The sequence below is a fragment of the Amedibacillus sp. YH-ame6 genome (assembly GCF_053848845.1).
On record NZ_JBSPEZ010000007.1, the window covers coordinates 46,589 to 69,399 of the forward strand.

The 22,811-nt window shown below is 35.7% G+C and carries 19 protein-coding genes; all 19 read right to left on the reverse strand.

The features are described from left to right. Window positions 1-160: 160 nt before the first annotated feature. The 19 genes from ACWG0P_RS06650 to ACWG0P_RS06740 all read right to left on the reverse strand — a co-directional run bounded on the left by ACWG0P_RS06650 (window position 161) and on the right by ACWG0P_RS06740 (window position 22,786). Window positions 161-760 carry a hypothetical protein gene (locus tag ACWG0P_RS06650; protein ID WP_455801048.1) on the reverse strand — a complete coding sequence of 200 codons (600 nt, stop codon included), beginning with the start codon at window positions 758-760 and terminating at the stop codon, window positions 161-163. A 15-nt stretch (window positions 761-775) separates the two neighbouring features. Further along, window positions 776-1,375 carry a hypothetical protein gene (locus ACWG0P_RS06655; RefSeq protein ID WP_455801049.1) on the reverse strand — a complete coding sequence of 200 codons (600 nt, stop codon included), beginning with the start codon at window positions 1,373-1,375 and terminating at the stop codon, window positions 776-778. 83 nt (window positions 1,376-1,458) lie between these two features. Further along, window positions 1,459-2,166 carry a hypothetical protein gene (locus ACWG0P_RS06660; RefSeq protein WP_455801050.1) on the reverse strand — a complete coding sequence of 236 codons (708 nt, stop codon included), beginning with the start codon at window positions 2,164-2,166 and terminating at the stop codon, window positions 1,459-1,461. Then, a complete protein-coding gene (locus ACWG0P_RS06665; protein ID WP_455801051.1) occupies window positions 2,151-3,035 on the reverse strand; it encodes an ATP-binding cassette domain-containing protein in 885 nt (294 codons plus the stop codon). Before ACWG0P_RS06665 ends, ACWG0P_RS06660 begins: the two co-directional genes overlap by 16 nt. A 2-nt stretch (window positions 3,036-3,037) precedes the next feature. Continuing rightward, on the reverse strand, window positions 3,038-3,403 hold the full coding sequence (locus tag ACWG0P_RS06670; protein WP_455801052.1) for a GntR family transcriptional regulator: 366 nt from the start codon (window positions 3,401-3,403) through the stop codon (window positions 3,038-3,040). Between the two features lie 106 nt (window positions 3,404-3,509). Beyond that, window positions 3,510-5,021 (reverse strand): IMP dehydrogenase, encoded by a 1,512-nt coding sequence (locus ACWG0P_RS06675; protein WP_455801053.1) that lies wholly within the window; start codon window positions 5,019-5,021, stop codon window positions 3,510-3,512. A 144-nt stretch (window positions 5,022-5,165) separates the two neighbouring features. Further along, window positions 5,166-5,588 (reverse strand): pyridoxamine 5'-phosphate oxidase family protein, encoded by a 423-nt coding sequence (locus ACWG0P_RS06680; RefSeq protein ID WP_455801054.1) that lies wholly within the window; start codon window positions 5,586-5,588, stop codon window positions 5,166-5,168. Then, window positions 5,585-6,379 carry an SDR family oxidoreductase UcpA gene (gene ucpA, locus ACWG0P_RS06685; RefSeq protein WP_455801055.1) on the reverse strand — a complete coding sequence of 265 codons (795 nt, stop codon included), beginning with the start codon at window positions 6,377-6,379 and terminating at the stop codon, window positions 5,585-5,587. Before ucpA ends, ACWG0P_RS06680 begins: the two co-directional genes overlap by 4 nt. A 60-nt stretch (window positions 6,380-6,439) precedes the next feature. Next, window positions 6,440-7,879 (reverse strand): glycogen synthase GlgA, encoded by a 1,440-nt coding sequence (glgA, locus tag ACWG0P_RS06690; protein ID WP_455790771.1) that lies wholly within the window; start codon window positions 7,877-7,879, stop codon window positions 6,440-6,442. Next, a complete protein-coding gene (gene glgD, locus ACWG0P_RS06695) occupies window positions 7,879-8,994 on the reverse strand; it encodes a glucose-1-phosphate adenylyltransferase subunit GlgD (RefSeq protein ID WP_455801056.1) in 1,116 nt (371 codons plus the stop codon). Before glgD ends, glgA begins: the two co-directional genes overlap by 1 nt. A gap of 2 nt (window positions 8,995-8,996) precedes the next feature. Further along, window positions 8,997-10,133 carry a glucose-1-phosphate adenylyltransferase gene (locus tag ACWG0P_RS06700; protein ID WP_455790767.1) on the reverse strand — a complete coding sequence of 379 codons (1,137 nt, stop codon included), beginning with the start codon at window positions 10,131-10,133 and terminating at the stop codon, window positions 8,997-8,999. A gap of 282 nt (window positions 10,134-10,415) precedes the next feature. Beyond that, window positions 10,416-11,171 (reverse strand): ABC transporter ATP-binding protein, encoded by a 756-nt coding sequence (locus ACWG0P_RS06705; RefSeq protein WP_455801057.1) that lies wholly within the window; start codon window positions 11,169-11,171, stop codon window positions 10,416-10,418. Next, entirely contained in the window at window positions 11,164-12,036 is an 873-nt protein-coding gene (locus ACWG0P_RS06710; RefSeq protein ID WP_455801058.1) for an ABC transporter permease, read from the reverse strand. Before ACWG0P_RS06710 ends, ACWG0P_RS06705 begins: the two co-directional genes overlap by 8 nt. Before the next feature lie 23 nt (window positions 12,037-12,059). After that, window positions 12,060-13,043 carry an ABC transporter substrate binding protein gene (locus tag ACWG0P_RS06715; RefSeq protein WP_455801059.1) on the reverse strand — a complete coding sequence of 328 codons (984 nt, stop codon included), beginning with the start codon at window positions 13,041-13,043 and terminating at the stop codon, window positions 12,060-12,062. A gap of 483 nt (window positions 13,044-13,526) precedes the next feature. Next, window positions 13,527-14,105: a DUF1349 domain-containing protein gene (locus tag ACWG0P_RS06720; RefSeq protein WP_455801060.1), complete on the reverse strand. Its 579-nt coding sequence runs from the start codon at window positions 14,103-14,105 to the stop codon at window positions 13,527-13,529. A gap of 22 nt (window positions 14,106-14,127) precedes the next feature. Continuing rightward, window positions 14,128-14,604, reverse strand: coding sequence for a 23S rRNA (pseudouridine(1915)-N(3))-methyltransferase RlmH (gene rlmH, locus ACWG0P_RS06725; protein WP_455801061.1), 477 nt, complete (start codon window positions 14,602-14,604; stop codon window positions 14,128-14,130). Between the two features lie 139 nt (window positions 14,605-14,743). Then, on the reverse strand, window positions 14,744-16,600 hold the full coding sequence (locus ACWG0P_RS06730; protein WP_455801062.1) for a hypothetical protein: 1,857 nt from the start codon (window positions 16,598-16,600) through the stop codon (window positions 14,744-14,746). Window positions 16,601-16,754: 154 nt separating this feature from the next. Next, a complete protein-coding gene (locus ACWG0P_RS06735) occupies window positions 16,755-20,387 on the reverse strand; it encodes an InlB B-repeat-containing protein (protein WP_455801063.1) in 3,633 nt (1,210 codons plus the stop codon). A gap of 140 nt (window positions 20,388-20,527) precedes the next feature. After that, window positions 20,528-22,786, reverse strand: a complete 2,259-nt coding sequence (locus tag ACWG0P_RS06740; RefSeq protein ID WP_455801064.1) for a leucine-rich repeat protein — start codon at window positions 22,784-22,786, stop codon at window positions 20,528-20,530. Window positions 22,787-22,811 lie beyond the last annotated feature (25 nt).

Below are 22,811 nucleotides of genomic sequence, written 5' to 3' on the forward strand. Positions count from 1 at the left end.
GCCTTTTTCTGTAAAAGGATTTTTGTGATTTTGCGAAAATAATCACAATTTCTTTACAAAAGTTGAAAATGACAGCAAATCCGGCATATTTCCACTATAAAATGCGCGTTTAGAAACGTTCGTATCTCATACAAATTATACAAAAAAAAGAAAAGTGCATTTACACTTTTCCAAACTTATCCTTATGACCTACAGCACACAAACTTTCTTTAAACTGTTCAAAATCATCCTTTTTCAATCTTTGACTTATTGTCTTTTTTCCCATCACATATACCGTCACTCTATTTTTCACACTACAATCACACTCAATCTCATGAAGTTCACTATAAGGTATCCAACATTTTCTGAAATAAAGTTGGTTATCTTCTACGATAATCATTACATAATCATGATAAATAAGTGAGGTATTAGAAAGTAGAATGATAAGAATCAAATCCATAATGTCATATGTTCTTTCAGCGATCGTATTAATTACATATAGTAAACCAAGAATGGACATACATAATGCAATCGTTTCAAGCTTTATTGGTGGTTTTTTGAGTATGTTTCCCTTACTAACACGACATGCGCGCATATCTCGACAAAGAGACTTTAATAAGAAACCATTAAATACTATATAAATACCAAGAATCAACAATTCAAGCCAGTTAGACAAAGGTTTCCATGAGACTAAAAGGATAAACGCTATTAACAAAAGAATTATAAATATCCCTCTTAGTACAAATAATGTTTGATATGTTTTCATCGTAAATTGCTTCATATCATGACCTCCTTCTTAATGTAATCTTTTGAATCGCATTTTTTCATTTAATTCATGTCTTGTTCGATAACAGTACTTTCCAAATATAATAGAAATACCTAATAATAAAGTTGTTATAAAAAGTAGTATTATGAAACTCTTAGGGTGGAAATAAATAAAAATTTCTATTGGAATTACGTTTGCTAACATAGTAAACACCACACAAATATAGAATATTATGAAGAATATTCCAAGAAGTTGTCTTCCACAAACCTGTGCAAATAACACAAATACACAAATGACTCCAGACAGCACACTTCCCCATATACACAACACAACAGTTTGTATATACACAAGTTCAAATAATGAAAGAATGCCAAACACTACAAGTTGTGCTACTATATAGAACCCTGTAAACATGGTCACATAGCCAATAATACCATTTCTATAAATATTTCTTTGTTCAGGAAACTGATGCAATAAATGAGATAGATTCACTCCTTTTTTCTCTGATAAAAAACGAAAGTCATTCACCAAACCTAGAACCAAAAAGTAAATAGAACACCCTAGTCCTAGTAGAGATAACATCTTCTCACTATTATAACTAACATCCGTGTTTAAGGTAACCACTCCCATAGATAGTCCTAATGCACAACATATATATATGAAGCGTCGTTTAGAAAAGGGATATAATAGAAAATATAATTTTAATGATTTCCTCAATTTAACCACCTACTTTTCATGAGTTTAAGTATCCTTTTTACATACCAAATTGTAATGATGAGACAAAGAATTATGAAACATAAGGCACAGAAAACTTGTTCTATTGTAAATATGTTGCTAGCCCCATCTATATAATCGTAAATAAAGCTTATAAAGAAGAATACAACGAAACCTACTCCACCTGAAAATGCAGTGGTCTTTTCTTTTTTTAAACCCCTATATATCCATATAGCACTTAATGGAAGCATAGATCCATACACATAGGCAGTAGAAAATGAAATTCTAGAATATCCTAATATAATCATTAAGGTAGCTGCCCCAAAAAGCAAGATTGTTGTAATGACAAATGTTATGACCAGATTCCATTGAAATTTTTGAAAACTATTCGGTAACATCTTATAAAGTATGATTTCTTTTTCATTCTTTGTAACGAAAGATGATAAATGACTTTGTGTAAAAAATAATACTGCCACATATACAATGATTGGAAAAATTACGCGAGGATACATTTCATATGTTATATAGTACAAGATACTATCGCTATTTCCATTTGTTAGACGAATAAGATTTTGCGCTTGATTACTCAACAGATAATACGCAACGAGGTACGTGCACGTAAATTCAATCATAAATTCTACTTTTAAAAGTTTGGGGATAGAGGTAATGTGATAAAGCTTATATGCTTCTTTTATTCTTGAGAACATAAAGGTTCCTTCTTTAATAAGAAAATCGATAGCTCACGTAAATCAGGTTTCATGATGGTAATATCCATCTCTTTTGATAAACCTTGTGCTTCTTCTTTATACATAAGCCCTTCCACATATTCTCCATGTACGCGCATGTGAAGATATCCCTTTTTCAGTCTATCTTGATCCTGCTTATTCCCTTGTACGATGACATAGCGATCACATACATCATCAATTAGTCCTTGTTCAAGGATGCATCCATCTTTCATAAAGACAACATAATCCGCAACATTATTCACCTGTTCAATGTTATGTGTTGAATAAATAATGGTATGTTCTTCATCCATTAGATACGCTCTCATCTTCTCTTGTAATAAATCTTGCATAACTGGGTCTAAGTTTGCGGCTGGTTCATCCAACAACAAATATTTCCCTTTTCTCGCCAACATTGCACACAACATCAATTTCATTTGATTCCCTGTGGACATTTCTTTAATTTTCTTTGATTGTAGTTTGTTTTCTTGAATTAGTTCAAACTCATTACAAAGTTTTATAAACTTAGATTCATCGAATGCATGAAACCCCAATTTCATAAGTTCACATACTTTTTTAATATCCATAAAGCTTGGAAAACAACAAGAATCAGGTACATAAACCATCGATTCCTTAAAGCTATCATCATCTTCTTCTACCATGGCACCATCATGAAATACTTCTCCTTCACATGTGATGAGTTGGCTCATAATCTTCAGAAGGGTTGTTTTTCCTGCACCGTTGTTTCCAATAAATACAGTCGCTAAACCTTTTGGAATAGATAAAGATAATTCGTTGATTGAGAATTCTTTATACTTCTTTGTTACATTTTTTAGTTCAATTGCGCTTTGCATATCTATACCTCCATTAGTGTTTTCAAGATTAAAAACACTTCTTCATCGCTTACGTTTGCTATTTTTGCCGCATCAAGCGCTTTTTGTAAATTCTCCTCTACAATGCGAATATGTTGTTCACGTATCATTTCTTCGTCTTGTTCATTCACATAGTAGCCTTTTCCTGCTTTCGAACTAATCAACCCTTCTTGTGTCAATTGTTCATATGCTTTTAAGGTAGTTACGACACTCAATTTCAAATCGGCCGCAAGTGCACGAACGCTCGGAAGATAATCTCCACTCTTAAGTTCACCACTTAAAATTTGTGCTTTGAATGCTTCCGCGATTTGTTGATATAGTGCTACGTCTGATTTCTGATTTATTTGCATGAACTCACCTCAGTTTCTAACTGTTATTATTTTACAATAACAGTATATACAGTATTGACAGTTATGTCAATAGAAAAAAAACTGTTGATTGCTCAACAGTTCCTAATTATTTTACTTTCGCATCAATTGTATTATCTTTTACTACAACGTCATGTGCTCCACCTTCTACAATACTAGTAGAAGATACAAGCGTCATTTTCGCATTCTTCTGTAATTCTGGGATAGTTAATGTTCCACAGTTACACATGGTGTGTTTTACCTTACTCAAGGTTAAATCCACATTGTCTTTTAATGCTCCAGCATAAGGCACATAAGAATCAACACCTTCTACGAATGAAAGTTTTTTACTTCCTCCCATATCGTAACGCTGCCAGTTACGTGCACGTGCACTACCTTCTCCCCAATACTCTTTCATGTAAGTACCATTGATGGTAACTTTCTTTGTAGGAGATTCTTCAAAACGAGAGAAGTAACGACCCAACATAACGAAGTCAGCACCCATTGCTAAAGCAAGTGTAATGTGATAATCATGTACAATACCACCATCGGAACAGATTGGTACATAGATACCAGTTTCTTCGAAATATTCATCACGAGCTTTCGCAACTTCAATTGTTGCGGTTGCTTGTCCACGACCAATACCTTTTTGTTCACGAGTGATACAGATGGATCCTCCACCAATACCAATCTTCACAAAGTCAGCACCTGCTTCTGCTAAGAATCTAAATCCTTCCGCATCCACAACATTTCCTGCACCAACTTTTACGCTGTCTCCATATGTTTCACGTACCCATTTTAATGTAATTGCTTGCCATTCACTGAATCCTTCACTGGAGTCAATACATAACACGTCAGCGCCTGCTTCTACAAGCGCAGGGATACGTTCTTCATAATCTCTTGTGTTGATACCTGCACCAACCAAATAACGTTTCTGTGCATCCAATACCTCACTAGGATTTTCTTTGTGAGAATCGTAATCTTTACGGAATACAAACGCAACCAAGTTCTGATTTTTATCAATGATTGGTAATTGGTTCAATTTATTGTCCCAAATAATATCATTTGCTTCTTTTAATGTACACCCTTCTTTACCACAGATTAATTTTTCAAATGGTGTCATGAAGTCAGATACTTTAGAATTTTCATCCATTCTAGATACACGGTAATCTCTACTTGTAATAATACCTAATAGTTTACCATTTCCTGTACCATCTTCTGTTACAGCCATAGTCGCATGACCATTTTCTTCTTTTAATGCCAAAACTTCCGCAAGTGTTGCGTCTGGGCGAATGTTAGAATCGCTATGTACAAAACCTGCTTTTGTCATTTTTACACGACGTACCATCGCTGCTTCATCTTCGATTGATTGTGAACCATAAATAAAAGACAATCCACCTTCTCTAGCTAAAGTACATGCCATCTTTTCACCTGATACAGACTGCATAATTGCAGATACCATAGGGATATTTAAATAGATTGGTGATTCTTCACCTTTTTTAAATTTTACCAAAGGTGTTCTTAAAGAAACATTTGCAGGAGTACAATCTGCACTTGAATATCCAGGAACAATTAAATATTCACTGAATGTATGAGAGGGTTCATCAAAATAGTATGCCATTTTATACATCTCCTTCTTTATATTCGTCATGATACTTTCCTAATTTATCAACGATATTTTAATCAATTATAATGAGAAAAGAACACGAAGTCAAGACAGTTTGAAAATATTTTCATAAATACTTTAACTTATGTTCTTTCTACTTTATTTTATTTCAAATGTTTCCGACTTAAAGGCACTATAAAACCTACCTTTATGTGCTGTAAAACGTAATACACAATAATCTGGATCATGAACACCCTGTGGATAATACATCGTGTCCTTCTCTTCCCAAATCATCTCTTTGTATGTATCCTCTTGTAGTACTTCCATCTCTCCAAGTAACATCACACCTCGAAAGAAACGTTTATCACTAAAGTAGATACATGCTTTTTTATTCTTTAGATATTGTTGAACACGCATTGAAGAGGTATTGGTTGTGAAATAAAATGTCTTAATTCCCTCTCTCACTCTTGGCGCTAACATCGCTTTTGTATTTGGAAACCCATCTTCATCAATCGAACTAATATATGCGATGCTTTGTTTATCGATTAAATTCCCTATGGTAAGTTGTGGATCACGCATCATACGCCAACACTCACCGTTTCAGGAAGCGTGCTTCCTCCATCGATCACAATTTGTGTACCTGTGATATAACGACTTTCATCACTTCCAAGGAACGCAGCTAAATCTCCCACTTCACAAGGATCTGCCAAACGTCCAATTGGTGTCGCATCCGCGATTCCTTGTTTTACACTCTGTGGATTTTTTTCATCACTTGCTAAGGCAATACTATCTGCCATTGGAGTATCCACATATCCTGGACAAATTGCATTCACAGTAATGTTTTTATCCGCAAACTCTCTAGCTAATGCTTTGGTCAGTCCAATTAAGGCAGCTTTACTCATCGCATATCCTGCTTCCCCACAATCCGCAACCATATATCCTGTCACAGAACTCATAATCACAACCTTACCATACTTCTTCTCCACCATTATAGGCAAAACTGCTTGTGCAATATTCCAAGTTCCCTTAACATTCACATCCAAATGAAAATCACGATCCTCACTACTTGCCTCTAGGAAGTTCCCTAAACGACAAACACCTGCATTGGACACAAGAATATCAATTGTGCCAAACGTCTCTACACCAACACGCACTGCCTCTTTACAATCTAGCATATTAGAAACATCCGTTTTCGCAAAGATTGCTTTTATATCATATGTACGCTCCAATGTCTCACATAGAGTTTTTGTCTCTTCTCCTCGCGCACACAATATCAAGTTCGCACCTTCACTTGCATACACCTTCGCAATACCTTCACCAATACCTTTTGACGCCCCTGTAATAAGAGCCACTTTACCACTTAATTTTCCCATACTCAGTTCCTTTCTATGATTTTTAAAAAAGGAGTCATTTACATGACCCCTTCTAGATGCTTATGGATGTAACTGCGCATACAATTGACAATACGTATTCGCACTCTTTTCCCAACTTACATCAGTATTCATCGCATTACGTACTAACGTCTTCCAATCTTCTGGACAATCGTAGTATACATGAATTGCTTTCCAAAGAACACTTACCAATTCATCTGAATTGTAGTTCGCAAAGCTAAAGCCATTTCCACTCTTTTCAAACTCATTGAATGGAGTCACTGTATCTTTTAAACCACCAGTTTCTCGTACCAACGGCAATGTTCCATAACGCATAGATATCAATTGAGATATTCCACATGGCTCAAACAAAGAAGGCATCAAGAACAAATCACTTGCCGCATAAATACGATGCGCTAAAGATTCATTGTACCCTTTATAGAATGCTATCTTTCCTTTATTGCCTGCTTCTAATTGTGCCATTTTTTCTTCGATGCTTGCCTCTCCACTTCCCAATACCGCAAGTTGAATTGGCATACCACATATTTCATGTAGTTTTTCCATCAATAGATAAAATCCTTTTTGCCAAGTAAGTCTCGATACAACTCCTACTAATAACACACCAGAATCTACCGTAAGACCTAACTCTTTTTGTAACGCTTCTTTATTTAAAGCTTTCGCTTTCTTAACGTTTACTTTATTGAAATGATATGGTACTTCTGGATCTGCTTTACTGTCCCAATACTCAATATCGATTCCATTGGTGATACCCCATAAATCATAACGGCGAATATTCAATACCATTTCCAAATGTTCCCCATATTGAGGAGTTAAAATCTCTTGGGAATAGGAAGGAGATACAGTCGTTACTTTATCGGCATATAAGATACCAGATTTCATAAAGCTAATACCACCATCATATCGTACATTTCCATTATCGAAAATACGATAATCAAGTCCTAAGCAACTATCCAACATTTCCACACCGAAGTTTCCTTGATATGCTAAGTTATGAATGGTATACACATGCGAAATGTTACGGTAACGTTCATCAAAGCTATGTCCTTCTTTGCACATTGCTGGAATCATTCCCGTATGCCAATCATGACTATGCATAATTTCAGGGAAATAATTCAACTGATTCAACATTTCAATAACTGCTTTCTGGAAATACGCAAAACGTTCTCCATCATCCATATACCCATATAAAGCATCTCTTTCAAAGTATCCCTTATGCTCAATGAAATAGAATTTCACACTTCCATTCATACAAGAGAATACATTGACAGGTACTTCATGATACGCAATGGAAACACTATACTGCGCTTCCAATTGGAAAGTGCTATGATATTTCTTTGCTATTGGTGCATACAGAGGCATCACAACGCGCACTTCATGTCCTTTTTTCACCAACTCTTGTGGAAGTGAACCAATTACATCAGCCAATCCTCCACTCTTGATATATGGCAGACCTTCTGCCGCAACCATTAAAATTCTTGCCATTAGATTTTATCATTCCTTTTTACATATAGTGGTTGTTCAGGTAATCCGATAAGTTCTTTTTTGCGCGTTATCTTCGCCTGTTTATCCACAACTACGTTTTCAATATGAACATTTTCACCAACATGAGCGCCTGGAAGAATTACACAGTTTTTCACCACTGCACCTTCCATGATTTCTGCTCCACGACCAATGACACTGTTCTCTACATCACCATTGATCATACATCCATTGGATACCATGCTATTTGACACATGAACACCTGAGGAATACTGTGTTGGACAAGAATCATTCGTTCTTGTATAAATTGGCCAATCATTCGCAAATAAATCCATTGCTTTATCATAATCCAACAAATCAATGTTTGCTTTGTAATAACTCTTAAAGTCATTGATACAAGCTACAAATCCACGATGCGCAACACCACGAATATCCAACTCTGCACATTCATCATTTACGATATCTCTAAACCAATAAAGAGAAGAAATATTTGCTGCTTTTACCACAAGTTCCATAAACAACTCTTTACTCATGATGTAAGTTTCCAATGAAATTGCTCTTTGCTTTGCATTTCCTCTGTTCTTTCCAATCGCAAGAACACCTTTTTGTTTATTTAACTCTAACGTATCACAGTTGATAAATGTTTCTTTTGCATGATCTACGTTTTGATACAACATTGTAATATCTGCACCACTTGCAATATGCACATCCAATAAATCACTAAAATCTTGACGATATACCATATGACTAGGCATTAAAATCACATATGGAGTATTCACTTGTTCAATTGCCTGCATGTTGTACATGTAAGAATTGATATCGTTGCTATAGAAATCATTTTCATCCATGCTCTTTGCTGGTAAAATATGAAGTTTTCCACGTTTTGAATTGATATTATAATGACGACCAGTTCCTAAATGTTCTAATAAACTTCTAGGATTTGTCTTCACAAATACTTTGATTTGATTTACACCACTATTACTTAAATTTGAGATAGGGAAGTCTACCAAACGATATCTTCCAAGAAATGAGAACGCTGAGATAGGACGATAGTCCTGCATTGCTTTTACATGTACGCTCTGTCCTTCGAAATTCACAATTCCAAATGCATTACACATACTTACTCACCCCTCACTCTCTTGCTGACCAGTTCAATTTCTTCACTGTTAGGATCTCCCACAACAGCTCCTGGATCAACTTTAACACCTTGTGCAATAATTGCACGATGCACCACTGCACCTTCACCAATTTCAACATCTGGCATCAATACAGCATCATTTACTACTGCGCCTTCACCAATTTCAACATTCGTAAACAATACAGAATTATTAACTTCTCCATTGATCAAACATCCCTGATTGATATAAGCGTTGTTCACTTTACCTTTTGGTCCTACAAAATGTGGAACTGTTGCTACATCTTCCGTATAGATTTTCCAGTTAGGATCATTTAAATCCAACTCGTTATCTTTACTCAATAAATCCATATTTGCTTCCCATAAAGAATCTACCGTACCAACATCTTTCCAATACCCTTCAAAACGATAAGCGACCAAACGCTTTCCTTCATCTAGCATTGCAGGAATAATATCTTTACCAAAGTCATGGCTACTATTTGGATCATCCATATCCGCCACTAATTTTTTACGTAAAGACTTCCAATCAAAGATATAAATACCCATAGAAGCTAAATTACTCTTAGGATGTTCTGGTTTCTCTTCAAACTCAACAATACGTCCTTGTTCATCAGTATTCATAATACCAAAACGACTTGCCTCTTTAATAGGCACAGGAAGAACCGCAATGGTCGCATCCGCATTGTTCGCTTTATGACAAGATAACATCTTAGAATAATCCATTTTGTAGATATGATCTCCAGACAGAATCAATACGTATTCCGGATTGTGACTGTCAATGAAATCGATATTTTGTGAAATTGCATCTGCAGTTCCGCGATACACATCAAAAGCGGCGCCATCTTTTTCACGAGGAGGCAATACATACACACCACTATCCTTTGCATCTAAACCCCAACGCTGACCAGCTGCTGCATAAGAGTTTAAAAGAACAGATTCATACTGAGTTAGTACACCAACTACATTGATGTTTGAGTTTGCACAATTACTTAGAGGAAAATCAATGATTCTATATTTTCCACCATAGTAAACTGCAGGTTTTGCGATTTTTTTTGTAAGGGCGTATAATCGCGTTCCGCGCCCTCCGGCTAATATCATAGCCAACATGTTGCTTTGTCTCATGTTAAATCCCCCCTTAGGAATTTGTTTATACATTAAGTATAAAGTCTTTTTGGATAAATTTCCACCTTTTTTGTGAGAAAATTTCACTTTTTGTATGCGTTTACACAAATCTTGTAATAAATGTATGTAAAAGCAAAAACACACAGAAAAGTCAAGTTAAAATATCGTAATTTTCACATCTTTTTTCGTGATATTTTTTACTTGAAAAACTTCCTGCATGTTCATTATACTACCATGATTCTCTTTTTATGAGTGCAAAGACTCATTTCCAATTTCTGTAATCTATATGAAATCGTACATATTCAACAAATCATCCACCGTAGTCTTTGCGCGTTCTTCCCCTTCTAATACTTTTACAATTTTTCCTTCATTTAAAATAATGGTCTTATTGCCATAGGCAAGTGCTTGTTTCATATTATGCGTAATCATCAGTGTTGTAATATGATGTTCCTTCACAATTTTATCTGTAATATCCATAACTGATTGTGCTGTTTTAGGATCAAGTGCTGCCGTATGTTCATCCAAGAGTAATAATTTTGGTGTCACGATGGTAGACATTAACAATGTTAATGCTTGTCTTTGTCCTCCTGACAACAATCCTACTCTTGTCGACAAACGATCTTCCAATCCCAATCCAAGTTCTCCCAACTTTTCTACAAAGAATGCACGATCTCCTTTTTTTATCGCTTGTGCTAACGTTGTTCTCTTCCCACGACTATACGCAAGTCCTAAATTCTCTTCAATGCTCATATTAGGTGCAGTTCCCTTCAAAGGATCTTGAAACAACCTTCCCACATCTTTCGCTCTTTTATACTCTGACAAATACGTTAAGTCCTTACCATCTAATAGAATCTGTCCACTATCTACACCCACAGTTCCACTGATCACATTCAATAAGGTACTCTTACCAGCCCCATTCGTCCCAAGGATACTAATAAAATCTCCATCTTCCACATGGAAGGAAACATGATCTAACGCAACTCTTTCATCTACCGTTCCAGGATGAAACGTTACACATAAATCTTTTAAATCAAGCATGATGTTTCCTCCTTTTATTCTTCAAATACGGCAATGAAATAGCCAACGCAACTAACGCTGCAGAGAATAAGTTCATATCACTAGACGCAATTCCCAACTGCAACGCCACCGTTAATATAAAACGATAGACAATCGCACCTATAATTACCGCAAGAAATTGAAACGCCATTGTCCTACGACGTATAAACGCTTCTCCTACGATGATAGAAGCCAATCCAACCACCATCATACCAATACCACCACTCACATCCGCAAACCCTTGATTTTGGGCAAACACTGCCCCTCCAAGAGCCACAAGAGCATTCGCAATCGCAATCCCCATAATCTTCATTGTATCTGAATTAATGGAAGATGCCCTTACCATAGCCTCATTGTCACCCGTAGCACGTAAACTCATCCCCAACTGTGTCTTCAAGAACACATACAACACCAAAATCAATACCATTAAAATTATACCCACAATAATTAAATTCGTATATTCTCCCAATATATTCTCAAATGGTGTAAAAATTGTTTCCTTTCCAAACAAAGAAACGTTTGGCATACCACCTAATATTTTAAGATTGATTGAGTAAAGAGCAGTCATGGTCAAAATCCCTGCCAAGATCGCCTGTACTTTACATTTGGTTTGTAAAACACCCGTAACAATACCAGCCAATCCTCCACACACCATCGCAAACAGCAGTCCTAAAAATGGATGTCCTTGAGAAGCGAACACGGCAGATACTGCACACCCTGTCGTAAAGCTTCCATCAATTGTTAAATCCGGAATATTCAAAATCTTAAATGAAATAAAAACCCCAAGGGACATGATTGCGAAAATCAGTCCTAATAAAACCGCTGTTTGTATGGTACTAAATGCCATGTATGCTCATCCTCTCTCTACAATTACATCTTCACAAGATTTTCACTTTTTGCGACATCCTCTGGTAATGTAATCCCTAACTCTTTCATTGTTTTCTCATTCACATAAATATTCAAATCTGTCTTAAACACTTTTACTGGTAAATCTTTTACATCTTTCCCCTTTAAAATCGCATCTACCATTTTCGCTGTTTCTTTTCCTAAATTTGTATAATCAATTCCAACGCTCGCAAATCCACCATCACTTACCATAGAATCTGCACCTGTATATACTGGAACTTTTTTCTTATTTGCTTCATTTACCAATGCACTCATAGAACTTGCTACGGTGTTATCATTTGGCGCAAAGATTGCATCGCATTCTTCTGTTAACACACTCACTGCACTTTGAATCTCAGTAATATTCGCCCCACTGCCTTCTTTTAAAGTAATGTTGTGTTCCTTACAGAACTTCTTCGCTTTTTCAAGATTAGAAACTGAGTTCGCTTCACTTGTATTGTAAATAAACCCAAGTGTTTTTAAATCTGGATTCACTTTCAACGCCAAATCAAGGATTTGATCCACCTGAATCTCATCACTTGTACCCGTGATATTATTCTCAGGTTTATTTAAATCTTTCATCAAGCCAGCCCCAACTGGATCTGATACAGCAGAGAAAACAATTGGAATATCCTTGCTATATTTAGCCGCAGACATTGCAGTCGGTGTCGCAATTGCCACAATGACATCACTCTTATTTCCGGCAAACGTAGACATGATTGAATCTAGTGTATTGGATTGTCCACCAGCATCCTTAAAGGATAACTTAATATTTTCTCCATCTACATACCCTAACTCTTTCATTTCTTCCTTAAAGCTATCACGAATTGTATTCAAAGATTTATGCTCCACAATCTGTGCTACCGAAACTACTGGAATCTTATCTTCCTTTTTATCTTCACTGCCACACCCTGCCATAACACTCATTCCTAATACACATACTGCCATCATTTTAATAAATTTTTTCATGTTCTTTCTCTCCTTCACTCATTGTGTTCACATGATTCATGTTTGTTTTGAAATACACCCTATGCTTTTGCCATCGCCATTCCTCTGTGTTCTTTAACACAATGACCACCTCCTTTATATAAAAAAAGCACCCGTCCATAAGTCAATTGACTACAGGACAGATGCGAATAAATTCATCTGCGGTACCACCTGATTTGATCTTTTCCTATTTGAAGAGATCCTCTCATTCGAAATGCATACACATTCCTAGCTTTATAACGTAAGCATACGTCTTGGATACTAAGCATTCGCTTTTCCCCTTGCCCTTAGGAGTCCATTTACAAGACTGCATCTCTGTCGCGTTTCCAGCAATTCGCAACTCTCTATTAGCGCATATCATGTTTTATCTCTCCGTCATTGGTTTCTTATAATTTACACCTATTTCTATCGTAAGTCAATACATAAATGTAAGTTATTTTGAAAATTTACTGAAAATTGTTTCATTCAGAAGTTTCCATCTCGTATATCATCCAGTGTTCTACACTCCAACACGATATCCTCAAACACACGTTTGCCACCTTCCCCTATTGGAGATTGTGCCTCTAACCCAACCTTAATACACTCCCTCATAGGCAAACGCGTCAATCGAGCCATCAGAAACCTCTCCCCATCCAAAGAATAATGTACCGCAAACAAAGACCCCTTGCGAGCCAATTGAAGCCATACCTCATTTCCCTCAACACATACATTGTTGGCATCATCACTTACCCCATCAGTCATCACACTCACTACATTATGTGTACCTAAATCTGATAACTCGAAACAAGCCTTCGCCCATAACCTCTCATGATCATACGCCAATAATACACAAGCATCATACACCGATGTAAACCCATGGCTCACCTTCGCACGAAACACAAAATCCCCTTCCACCTCATGATACAGAAATGGAGCACTCAAAGTCGCTTCCTCTGTTTCCGGATTCACAAAATAATCAGACTTTGGCGTAGCCTCTAGTTCCAATCCACCCTCACGTACTACATAACTACTTTCCTTTAACCACGTAAACTCTTCTACCTTCATACCCTACACCTCATTCTATGCTCTATTTATGATATGGATTATTATTTTGAATCATAAACGCACGATAAATTTGTTCCAACACCAACACCCTTGTCATTTGATGCGTAAACGTTAAATCCGATAACTTCCAACGATAATTACATCGTTCATATACAACCTTACCAGGTCCCAAAGAACCCGCAATTACAAATGTCAAATTACTACTCTCATACGTTTGCACGTTTGCTATCTTCTTCGCAAACGCCTCACTATTTAACATATCTCCCCACAAATCCAACAAGATCACGTATTCATTTTCTTTTATCTTCGATAAAATTCGTTCCCCCTCTTTCTCCTTCACCTGCTCATTTTGTGCTTCACTATTCGTCTGTGGAGCATTCTCATCACTCACTTCTATAATTTCAAGCTTTGTAAAAGGACGAAGACGTTTCTCATATTCCTCAATCTGCATACGCAAAGCTTTTTCCTTTAATTTTCCAACCGCTACTATTTTTATCATAAGAACTCCTATTCCCACATGTATCTATACGCAAGTATTATACCATGTTTTCACAAAACCTCTCATCCCCTTTCATTATGTATAAAAAAACTGAAGATGTCACTATACAAGCTAACACACTTCAGTTTTATCATTATATCTATTTAAAATAAGTGCGATTTTTTATTTCTTTTACTGCTTGTGAAAATAAGAATCTACCAAATCTTACTTTATTTCTAAATCCTTTAAAACAATCTAATGTTTCGATATCAGCAAATGCCAATTTTCTTTGTCTAGCCATATACACTACACCAGCACTAATTACCGCAACCATTAGATATTGTTGGAAAGCTGTATTATCACCAGTATTGATAGATGGTTTTGTAGGTTCTTTAACAACAGGTGCAATTGGACTTACTTTACCGATTACTCCATAATAACTAAAATGATCTGTTACAAACTCTATGTATCCATCTTTAACTTCACTTGGTATTATAGATACATTTCCATTATTGTCTACATAAATAATTTTCAATTCTTTCATAGATTTCATTTCATCATTAAGAAGTATGCTGATTTTCAGACTTCCATCAGGTTGAATAGCAATTCCATCTTTTAAAAGTTTAATATCATAAAGTCCTACGACACTTGTACCTGGAGCAACTTCTGATACGTTCTTTTTAATGTTATCAATCTCGTTTTGTGGTTTAGATACAACACTCAAGATAAGACTAGAATCAAACTCTGTGCCATCCACATACTCTGCCTTTGTACCTGTATTTGTATTTTCTAGGATATCTTTTGAAGGAATCTTAGCTATCACTTCATTTTTTATTTGTCCACAAACACTACAAGTATACTTCATGGTGCCTTCTTGTGTGATTGTAGCAGGTGTTGTGACAATACCTTCATCCCATGAATGATCGCCAAGATTGACTTTTGCTCCATCATCCATAGCACATTCATGCCAGTGGCTTGTTTCATTTTTTGACCATGAATTTACTGCAGTATGTTCATGTTTTTTACTATGGAAATATGCAACACTTCCTGCTCCTAAAGCTTTTAAATCTGTACTTGTTGCAAATGGAGAACCCTCCACAGCAACAACATTCTCTTCATTAGAACCCTTATAAACTTCAACACGTTCATTAAGTGTAGGTTCAATTACAAATGTGCTCTTTGCTCCAATGCTACCTATTCCTTCAGCACCCTTTGCAATTACCTCTGCATATCCCTTTATAGAAAGCGCAGCCTTTGTCCATATACTATAGTCTGATTTAGTACTGGCGTTAACATAACTATCCTTGATAGTTATATCCTGAGTACTATATATCGCAACAGCGTCACTTTCCACAGTTACATTCGATTCTTTATCTATTGTAATCGGACCAGTTATACTAAATGCATTCATTCTTGTCCCTGTTGCCTTTGCTTCAACTTCACTGTCTGATATTGTCAAATTACCTAAAGCGTTTATACCAAAATAAGTACCGCTACATGTAATGTCTGAACCATTTTTTACCATTACATTTCCACTAGTTGCGATGGAACCATCTGCTTGTGTCGCTGCTGTAATTGTAACGCCATCGAATATGATGTCCTTCATATTTGATATACTTTGTGCAGCTACAATATTCAAACTTCCTTCACCCATGAATGTCATATTCGCATTCGCTACTGAGAAGACACCAGTATACCTTTCTATTTCAATATTGTTTTGTCCGTTTAATACTATTGTAAAATCACTATTAATTCTATTCTCTATAGCATGTTTTATATCATTGACCTCAGTAATCTTCGCATTGTTAAGTGTTAAAGTGTTCGTGGTTGCGTTATAAGTTGCCGTTCCCTCTCCACACTGTACTGTTTGATTCACCGCAGTAACAATGTTCACACCATTAACCCAAACTTCACCTCCAGAAGCATAGCCTTTTTTCAGCGGTATATTGGACAACACCATGGCTATGGCAAATACAAATAAACACAATTTCTTAATTACATTTTTTCTAATTGTCATTTCCTTACCCTTTCCTTTATATCTATCACATTTGTGACAGACTCCTCTTATCTATATAATAAACGAAAAAAAAGAGAATTTTCATTTCTTGCGTGAAATGTACCATTCTCTTCGCCAATTGCAGGATTATTTGATGGTTTCCCTCTTTTTTCTCTTATTTGAAATACGTTCGATTTTTTATTTCTTTTACTGCTTGTGAAAATAAGAATCTACCAAATCTTATTTTATTTCTAAATCCTTTAAAACAATCTGGTGTTTCAATATCAACATATGCTAAGTTTCTTTGTCTAACCATAAACACTACACCAGCACTTATTACCGCAACCATAAAGTATTGTTGCAACATCGTTTGATCGCCTGTACCAATAGTTCCTGTTGGTCCTATTGGTTTTTTATTACCCTCTTCAGGTTTCTTTTCTTCTTCCACAGGACCAATAACATCAAATTTCCCTATTACTCCATAGTAACTAAAATGATCAGTTATAAACTCAATATACCCATCCTTCACAATACTTGGAATAACAGTAACATTACCATCATCATCAATATAAACTACTTTAATATCTTTTACTCTCTTCATAGCATCATTCATAGGAATGCGTATTCTTATGTCTCCACTTGGTTGTATTTCGATGCCATCTTTCAATAACAACACATCATACAGTCCAACAATGCTTGAACCAGATACAACTTTTTTTACATTCTCTTCAAGTTTGTTCATTTCGTTTTGAGGTTTCACAATAACTTTTAAAACAATGTCGGAATCAAACTTTTTACCATCTACATATTCCGCAACGATACCAGTCACAGTATCTACCACGGTTTCTTTAGAAGGTAAGAGTACAGGAGTCTCCCATTTTGCATATAGTTTCATATCTTCGTTTACTACATCAGTATCAAAATCCCATGCATTTTCTAATGTATCGTCTTTATACCAACCACCAAATTCAAAACCGTCTTTTGTTGGATTCTGTGGCGAAAATAACTTTTCACCTTTTGAAACAGTAACCTCTTCAACTTTACTTCCATAATTTGTAGAGAACTTTACCACAAATTTCGTTCTATCCAACTTAATGCTTTGATCACTCTCATCATAGTATAATCTTGAATTTACATATCCTGAACCAATAGGAACAAATTTACTAAAATCTTCCTCTTTCACATTTGTGGCAATCACTTTTGGTGTATCTTTTGCTGCATATGTTTCGACTATTGTAACATAAATACTCGCATCACTATTTAACTCCTTTTCGACCACAAAGTTATCTACACCATTTGTACGATTGCCACAATTCATAAAAATACCATAGGCGTATGTATCATGAGGGGAACCAATTTTTGCACTCTCCCCAATAGAAACTGTTTTTGTTCCCATAGGATTCGCCGCTTCAATTCTACCGCCGCCATATACATTGGCTAATACATTACCACCTGTAATAGAAATCATTGAATTCCCTTCGACAGGAGCAGTTTTTTCATTACCTCCTCCATATACATTGCCTTTTACTATACCACCTGTAATGGATATGTTCGTATTTCCCTTCACAGCTGGAAAGCCACCACCGCCATAAATATGTGAGGATACTTCTCCACCAGTGATGGTGACGCTTGTATTTCCATCCACAATCGCTTCCTCAAGACTTCCACCAGCAATGATTCTAGTGGTAACAATACCACCTGCTAATTCAACAGAAGTATCACCTGTTAATAAGCCATTATAACTTCCACCATATAGGGATTCAAGTGTACTACCTTCTTCTAATTTTATTTTTGTATTTCCTATGATTTCCCCATTTCTACTACCTCCATACACTATACCAACATCTCCACCAGAAAAATTCAAATTTAAATCTCCAGTAATTTCGCCAGTATAACTGCCACCATATAAGTAATTTACCTTACCACCTGTAACTGTTACATATGTATTTCCAGTGATAGCACCTAAATCACTTCCTCCATAGACAGAAGACACCAAGCCACCAGAAATAACAATACTTGTATCTCCTATGATAGCGCTTGTTTCGCTACCACCAAATAAGTTTTGTACTCTACCACCCAACATCGTGATTTTAGTATCTAACAATAATTCTTCATCTGCAGTTCCCGCATATATAGAAAAATCCTTCAAATAATACCCTTGTGATCCACTCGTCAAGCCTGGTATTAACCAGAGTTTATCTGTACTATCAAGGATACCATTTTTATTTTTATCTATATAAATTTCAGTAAAATCTGTACTTGTAGCATCTTCTTTTAAGATTAACCATGACCCATTTGCATAAATACGCCAATCATCGTTATTTGAAATATCAATCGATGGATCACCAGCAGGTTTTGCCAGTTTCATTTTATTTTCTACCGCATCCAACACAAACTCAAATTGTCCATTTTTATAAGTGAATTTGCGAATATCTTCTTTTGTTAAAGTATAGTCAGAGCCACTAGCAATAACATCTCCTATTTTATTAGCAAGATTGGAAGAATCAGGATATTTAAATAGCCCAAAACTACCTGTTAATGCAGATTTTATATGAAATACAACTCTGCTATTGAGAGTTAATCCAGCAGGTATACTCGCAGAACCACCTACGCTAAAGGTTCCTTTTTGCATGATAACATTATCCGCTGTTTTTTCATTGTTCGTATTATGTCCTTTATCTCTATTATCAGATATTGTTCCACCAGTCATAGTAAAAGTTCCTTGTGCTTTATAAACTCCACCACCAACACCAGTAGTTTCATTATCAAATATCTTTCCACCAGATATAATTAGATTTGAGTTAGAATAAATCGTACCATAGGATGAACCACCTTTATTTTTTTTGATTTCCCCTCCTTTTATTTCCATCGTAGGAATACCATACCCACCTTCAAATATTGCACTACCTTGTGTTTTCGCAATGTTATTTTGAATGATTCCTCCGTTCATTTGAAAAAGCATACTATTCGCATTCGTTAAGTAAACCGCAGCGCCAGTATCTGCTTCATTATTTTGAATTATACCATCATTCATTATGAATGAAGTATAAGTAGTTTTGTTCCAGATTTTAACCGCACTTTCTTTGTTATTTTGTAGAACTGCACCTGTATTTGTAGTTAGTGTAGAGTTTTCCACAAATACTAGATTTTTAACACTACTTACATAATTCCCATCAAGAGTGATGTTTTCCAATATTAAACTACCCTCATTTGTAACTTCAATCAAGTTCCCTGTGTAACTAGAACCCCTAGTTAAGGTTCCTCCAGTAAGTTTCACATGCTTTCCAGAAATTGCAATCACTTTCGTAACACTTATTCCAGCAGAATCGATTACGATTTCAGCAGGATTTTCTTTCGTCCCACTACTATTAGAAATCGCTGTATTTAAATCATTTATATCCGAAATCGTTGTTCTAACTGATCTTGTGCGTGTTCCTTTTTCCTCTTGTGGTTCTTGTACCTTCTGTGGCTCTTCTTTCTCTTGTGCATCTTCCTTTGGTTCACATGTATGCGCACATGGTTTACCTTCCACCATTTCTATATACCCACACTCATCTTCATGAAGACATACGTAATTCTCTTTTCCATCAGAATTACATGAATATGTACCATCTTCATTTAGATGTGAACAAGCTACCCCCTCTGCACTTTCAACGTACCCACAGTTCTCATCATGTATCGGATGACAATCATTTCTTACGTCCATAAGCGTATCATTTGCATACGCTGGGTAAGTATTCATGTTCACAATCATTGCAATTGCCATGATAAACGAGAACACCTTTTCACTTATTCTTTTTTTCTTCATAATAAACCTCCTTCTCCCTTTCTCCACATCTATCACATTTGTGACAAACTATTCTTACCTATATCATATACGAAAAAAAAGAGAATTTTCATTTCCTACGTGAAATGTAGTATTCTCTTCGTCAATAACAGAATTATCTATTACAATTCTTCTATGTTACCATGTTTCTTCTTATAATGGTACACAATATACCCTCCAGTACATAACATACTCATCATCCACAAGCCAACCATAGTTCTATCTCCAGTAGATGGCGTTTTTGTTCCCTCTTCCTTCTCTACTTCTTCAATATCATTTCCTGGTTCTTTTTCTGCATCTTTATTTGAAATCAAGAAGTATGTTTCCGCAGATACATCCCCTTTATATTGTAGCTTCAACGTATGCTTCCCAACCGTTAACGTATTCAAATAGCTTGCCTTTAACGTTATGATTGTACTTCCTGATCTCAATGTATAATGATCTTTATTTAAAATAACTCCATCCACATATACTTCCATTAAATCTTCTAGCTTTCCACTACAAGTGACTTCCATATCTCTATTCTTATTGATTTGATACGTAAACCCTGCACCAATTATAATTTCTGGTTCTTCTACAACTGGTGGAACACTTGCTGTTTCATATTGCGCTTCCACAATAACTGCACTTTTAGGCATTACAAATGTAGTCGACTTTTTATTCGCATCCACTAATGTAACTCCACCACTTTCTACTTTCCAGTTCTTAAATGTCTTTCCACTCTCTGGAGCGTTCGCAGTGATGGTAACTGTTTCCCCTACTTCATATTTCAGTTTATCAGTTGTCCCATTCTTTACTGTTACATCATAACTAGAAGCAACAGCATTCACTTCAAATGAAAAATCCATACCTCGATATTTACCTGCAATTGTATTAACACCTTTTACAAGTATCATTTGAGTAAATGTAAAGTTATCAATATCATCATCATAAAGCACTGAACCTCCAAAACTTACATCTTCTCCTAAAGCTGTATCTCCATAAGTTACATTAAAATTAACATCCTCTAATGTAAACTCTTCTCCTGCTATATAATCATCACGTAAACTATCACTGTCCACACCTACTTCTATCATTTCATATGCTTTTCTTGGCTCACGTAATTTATTGACTTCATCAGCGCTCATTCCACTATAATAGTATAAAGTAGTTGTATCTGGAAAAACATCGGTTCCAAAAGTAGGAATACTATCCTTTACAAAATAGAATGCAGTTAAATTTGCACAATCAGCGAATGCTACATCTCCTATGCTTTCAACGGATGTATTTTTACTTAATCCTGTGGTTGTTAATCCTAAACAACCGCCAAATACCATCTCCCCCAACGTTTTGACAGTTGCATTCTTTTCTAACCCTGTATTCGTCAGCGAAGTACAACCATAAAATGCTCCCATACCTAACTCTGTAACCGTGTTGTTTGACTCTAAACCTGTATTAGACAATGATGTGCATCCAGCAAAGAGACCTATTCCTACTTTCCTCAGTGCATTATTGCCCTCTAAGCCTGTTTTTGTTAATGAAACACATTTCCAAAAAACAAAATCTCCTAGAGTTTCTACAGTGGTATTTGTTTCCAGTCCTGTGCTTTCTAAAGAACTACAACCATGAAATGCATATTCTCCTATGTTTTTAACACTTGTATTGCTTTCTAATCCTGTGCTTTCTAAAGAAGTACATCCATAGAATGCATATCCTTCTATGTTCTCAACACTTGTATTGTCATCTAACCCTGTACTTGTTAATGAAGTACATCCATAGAATACATATCCTTCTATGTTCTCAACACTTGTATTGTCATCTAACCCTGTACTTGTTAATGAGGTACATCCAGCAAATGTGCTATCCTTAATACTTTTGATTAGATTGTTTCGTTCCAAACCAGTACTTGTCAAAGAGGTACAGTCTTTAAATGCATATTCCCCTATACTTTCAAGATTAATATAATTTTCTATTCCTGTACTTTCTAATGAATAACATCCATAAAATGCATAATCCTCTATTTTGGTGATAATTGCTGGATTTTCAAAAGTCACATTTTTTAGCGATATACAATTAAAAAACGCATTATACCCAATCATTGTGATATTGTATAATTTTCCATCATTTACAATTTCGTTTGGAAACTCGATATTGCCACTTGTATCGGTTTTTATAGCAGAACCTCCTGCACCTATCGTTACTTCTCCTTTTTCACTATCTGTTGCTTCTTTGATAATTTGAAAGTAACAATCAATCTCTTGATTCACTCCTTCAGGTGTAGTATTTTTTATCTTTGCTGTAAATGATTCATCCACAGCCGCTTCTACAGTATCCTCTCTTACAAAAGATACCATCCCTAGAAACAATATACATACTAATAAAATCTTTCCAATCTTCTTCATATAGGTATTCCTTTCTCTCCTTAAA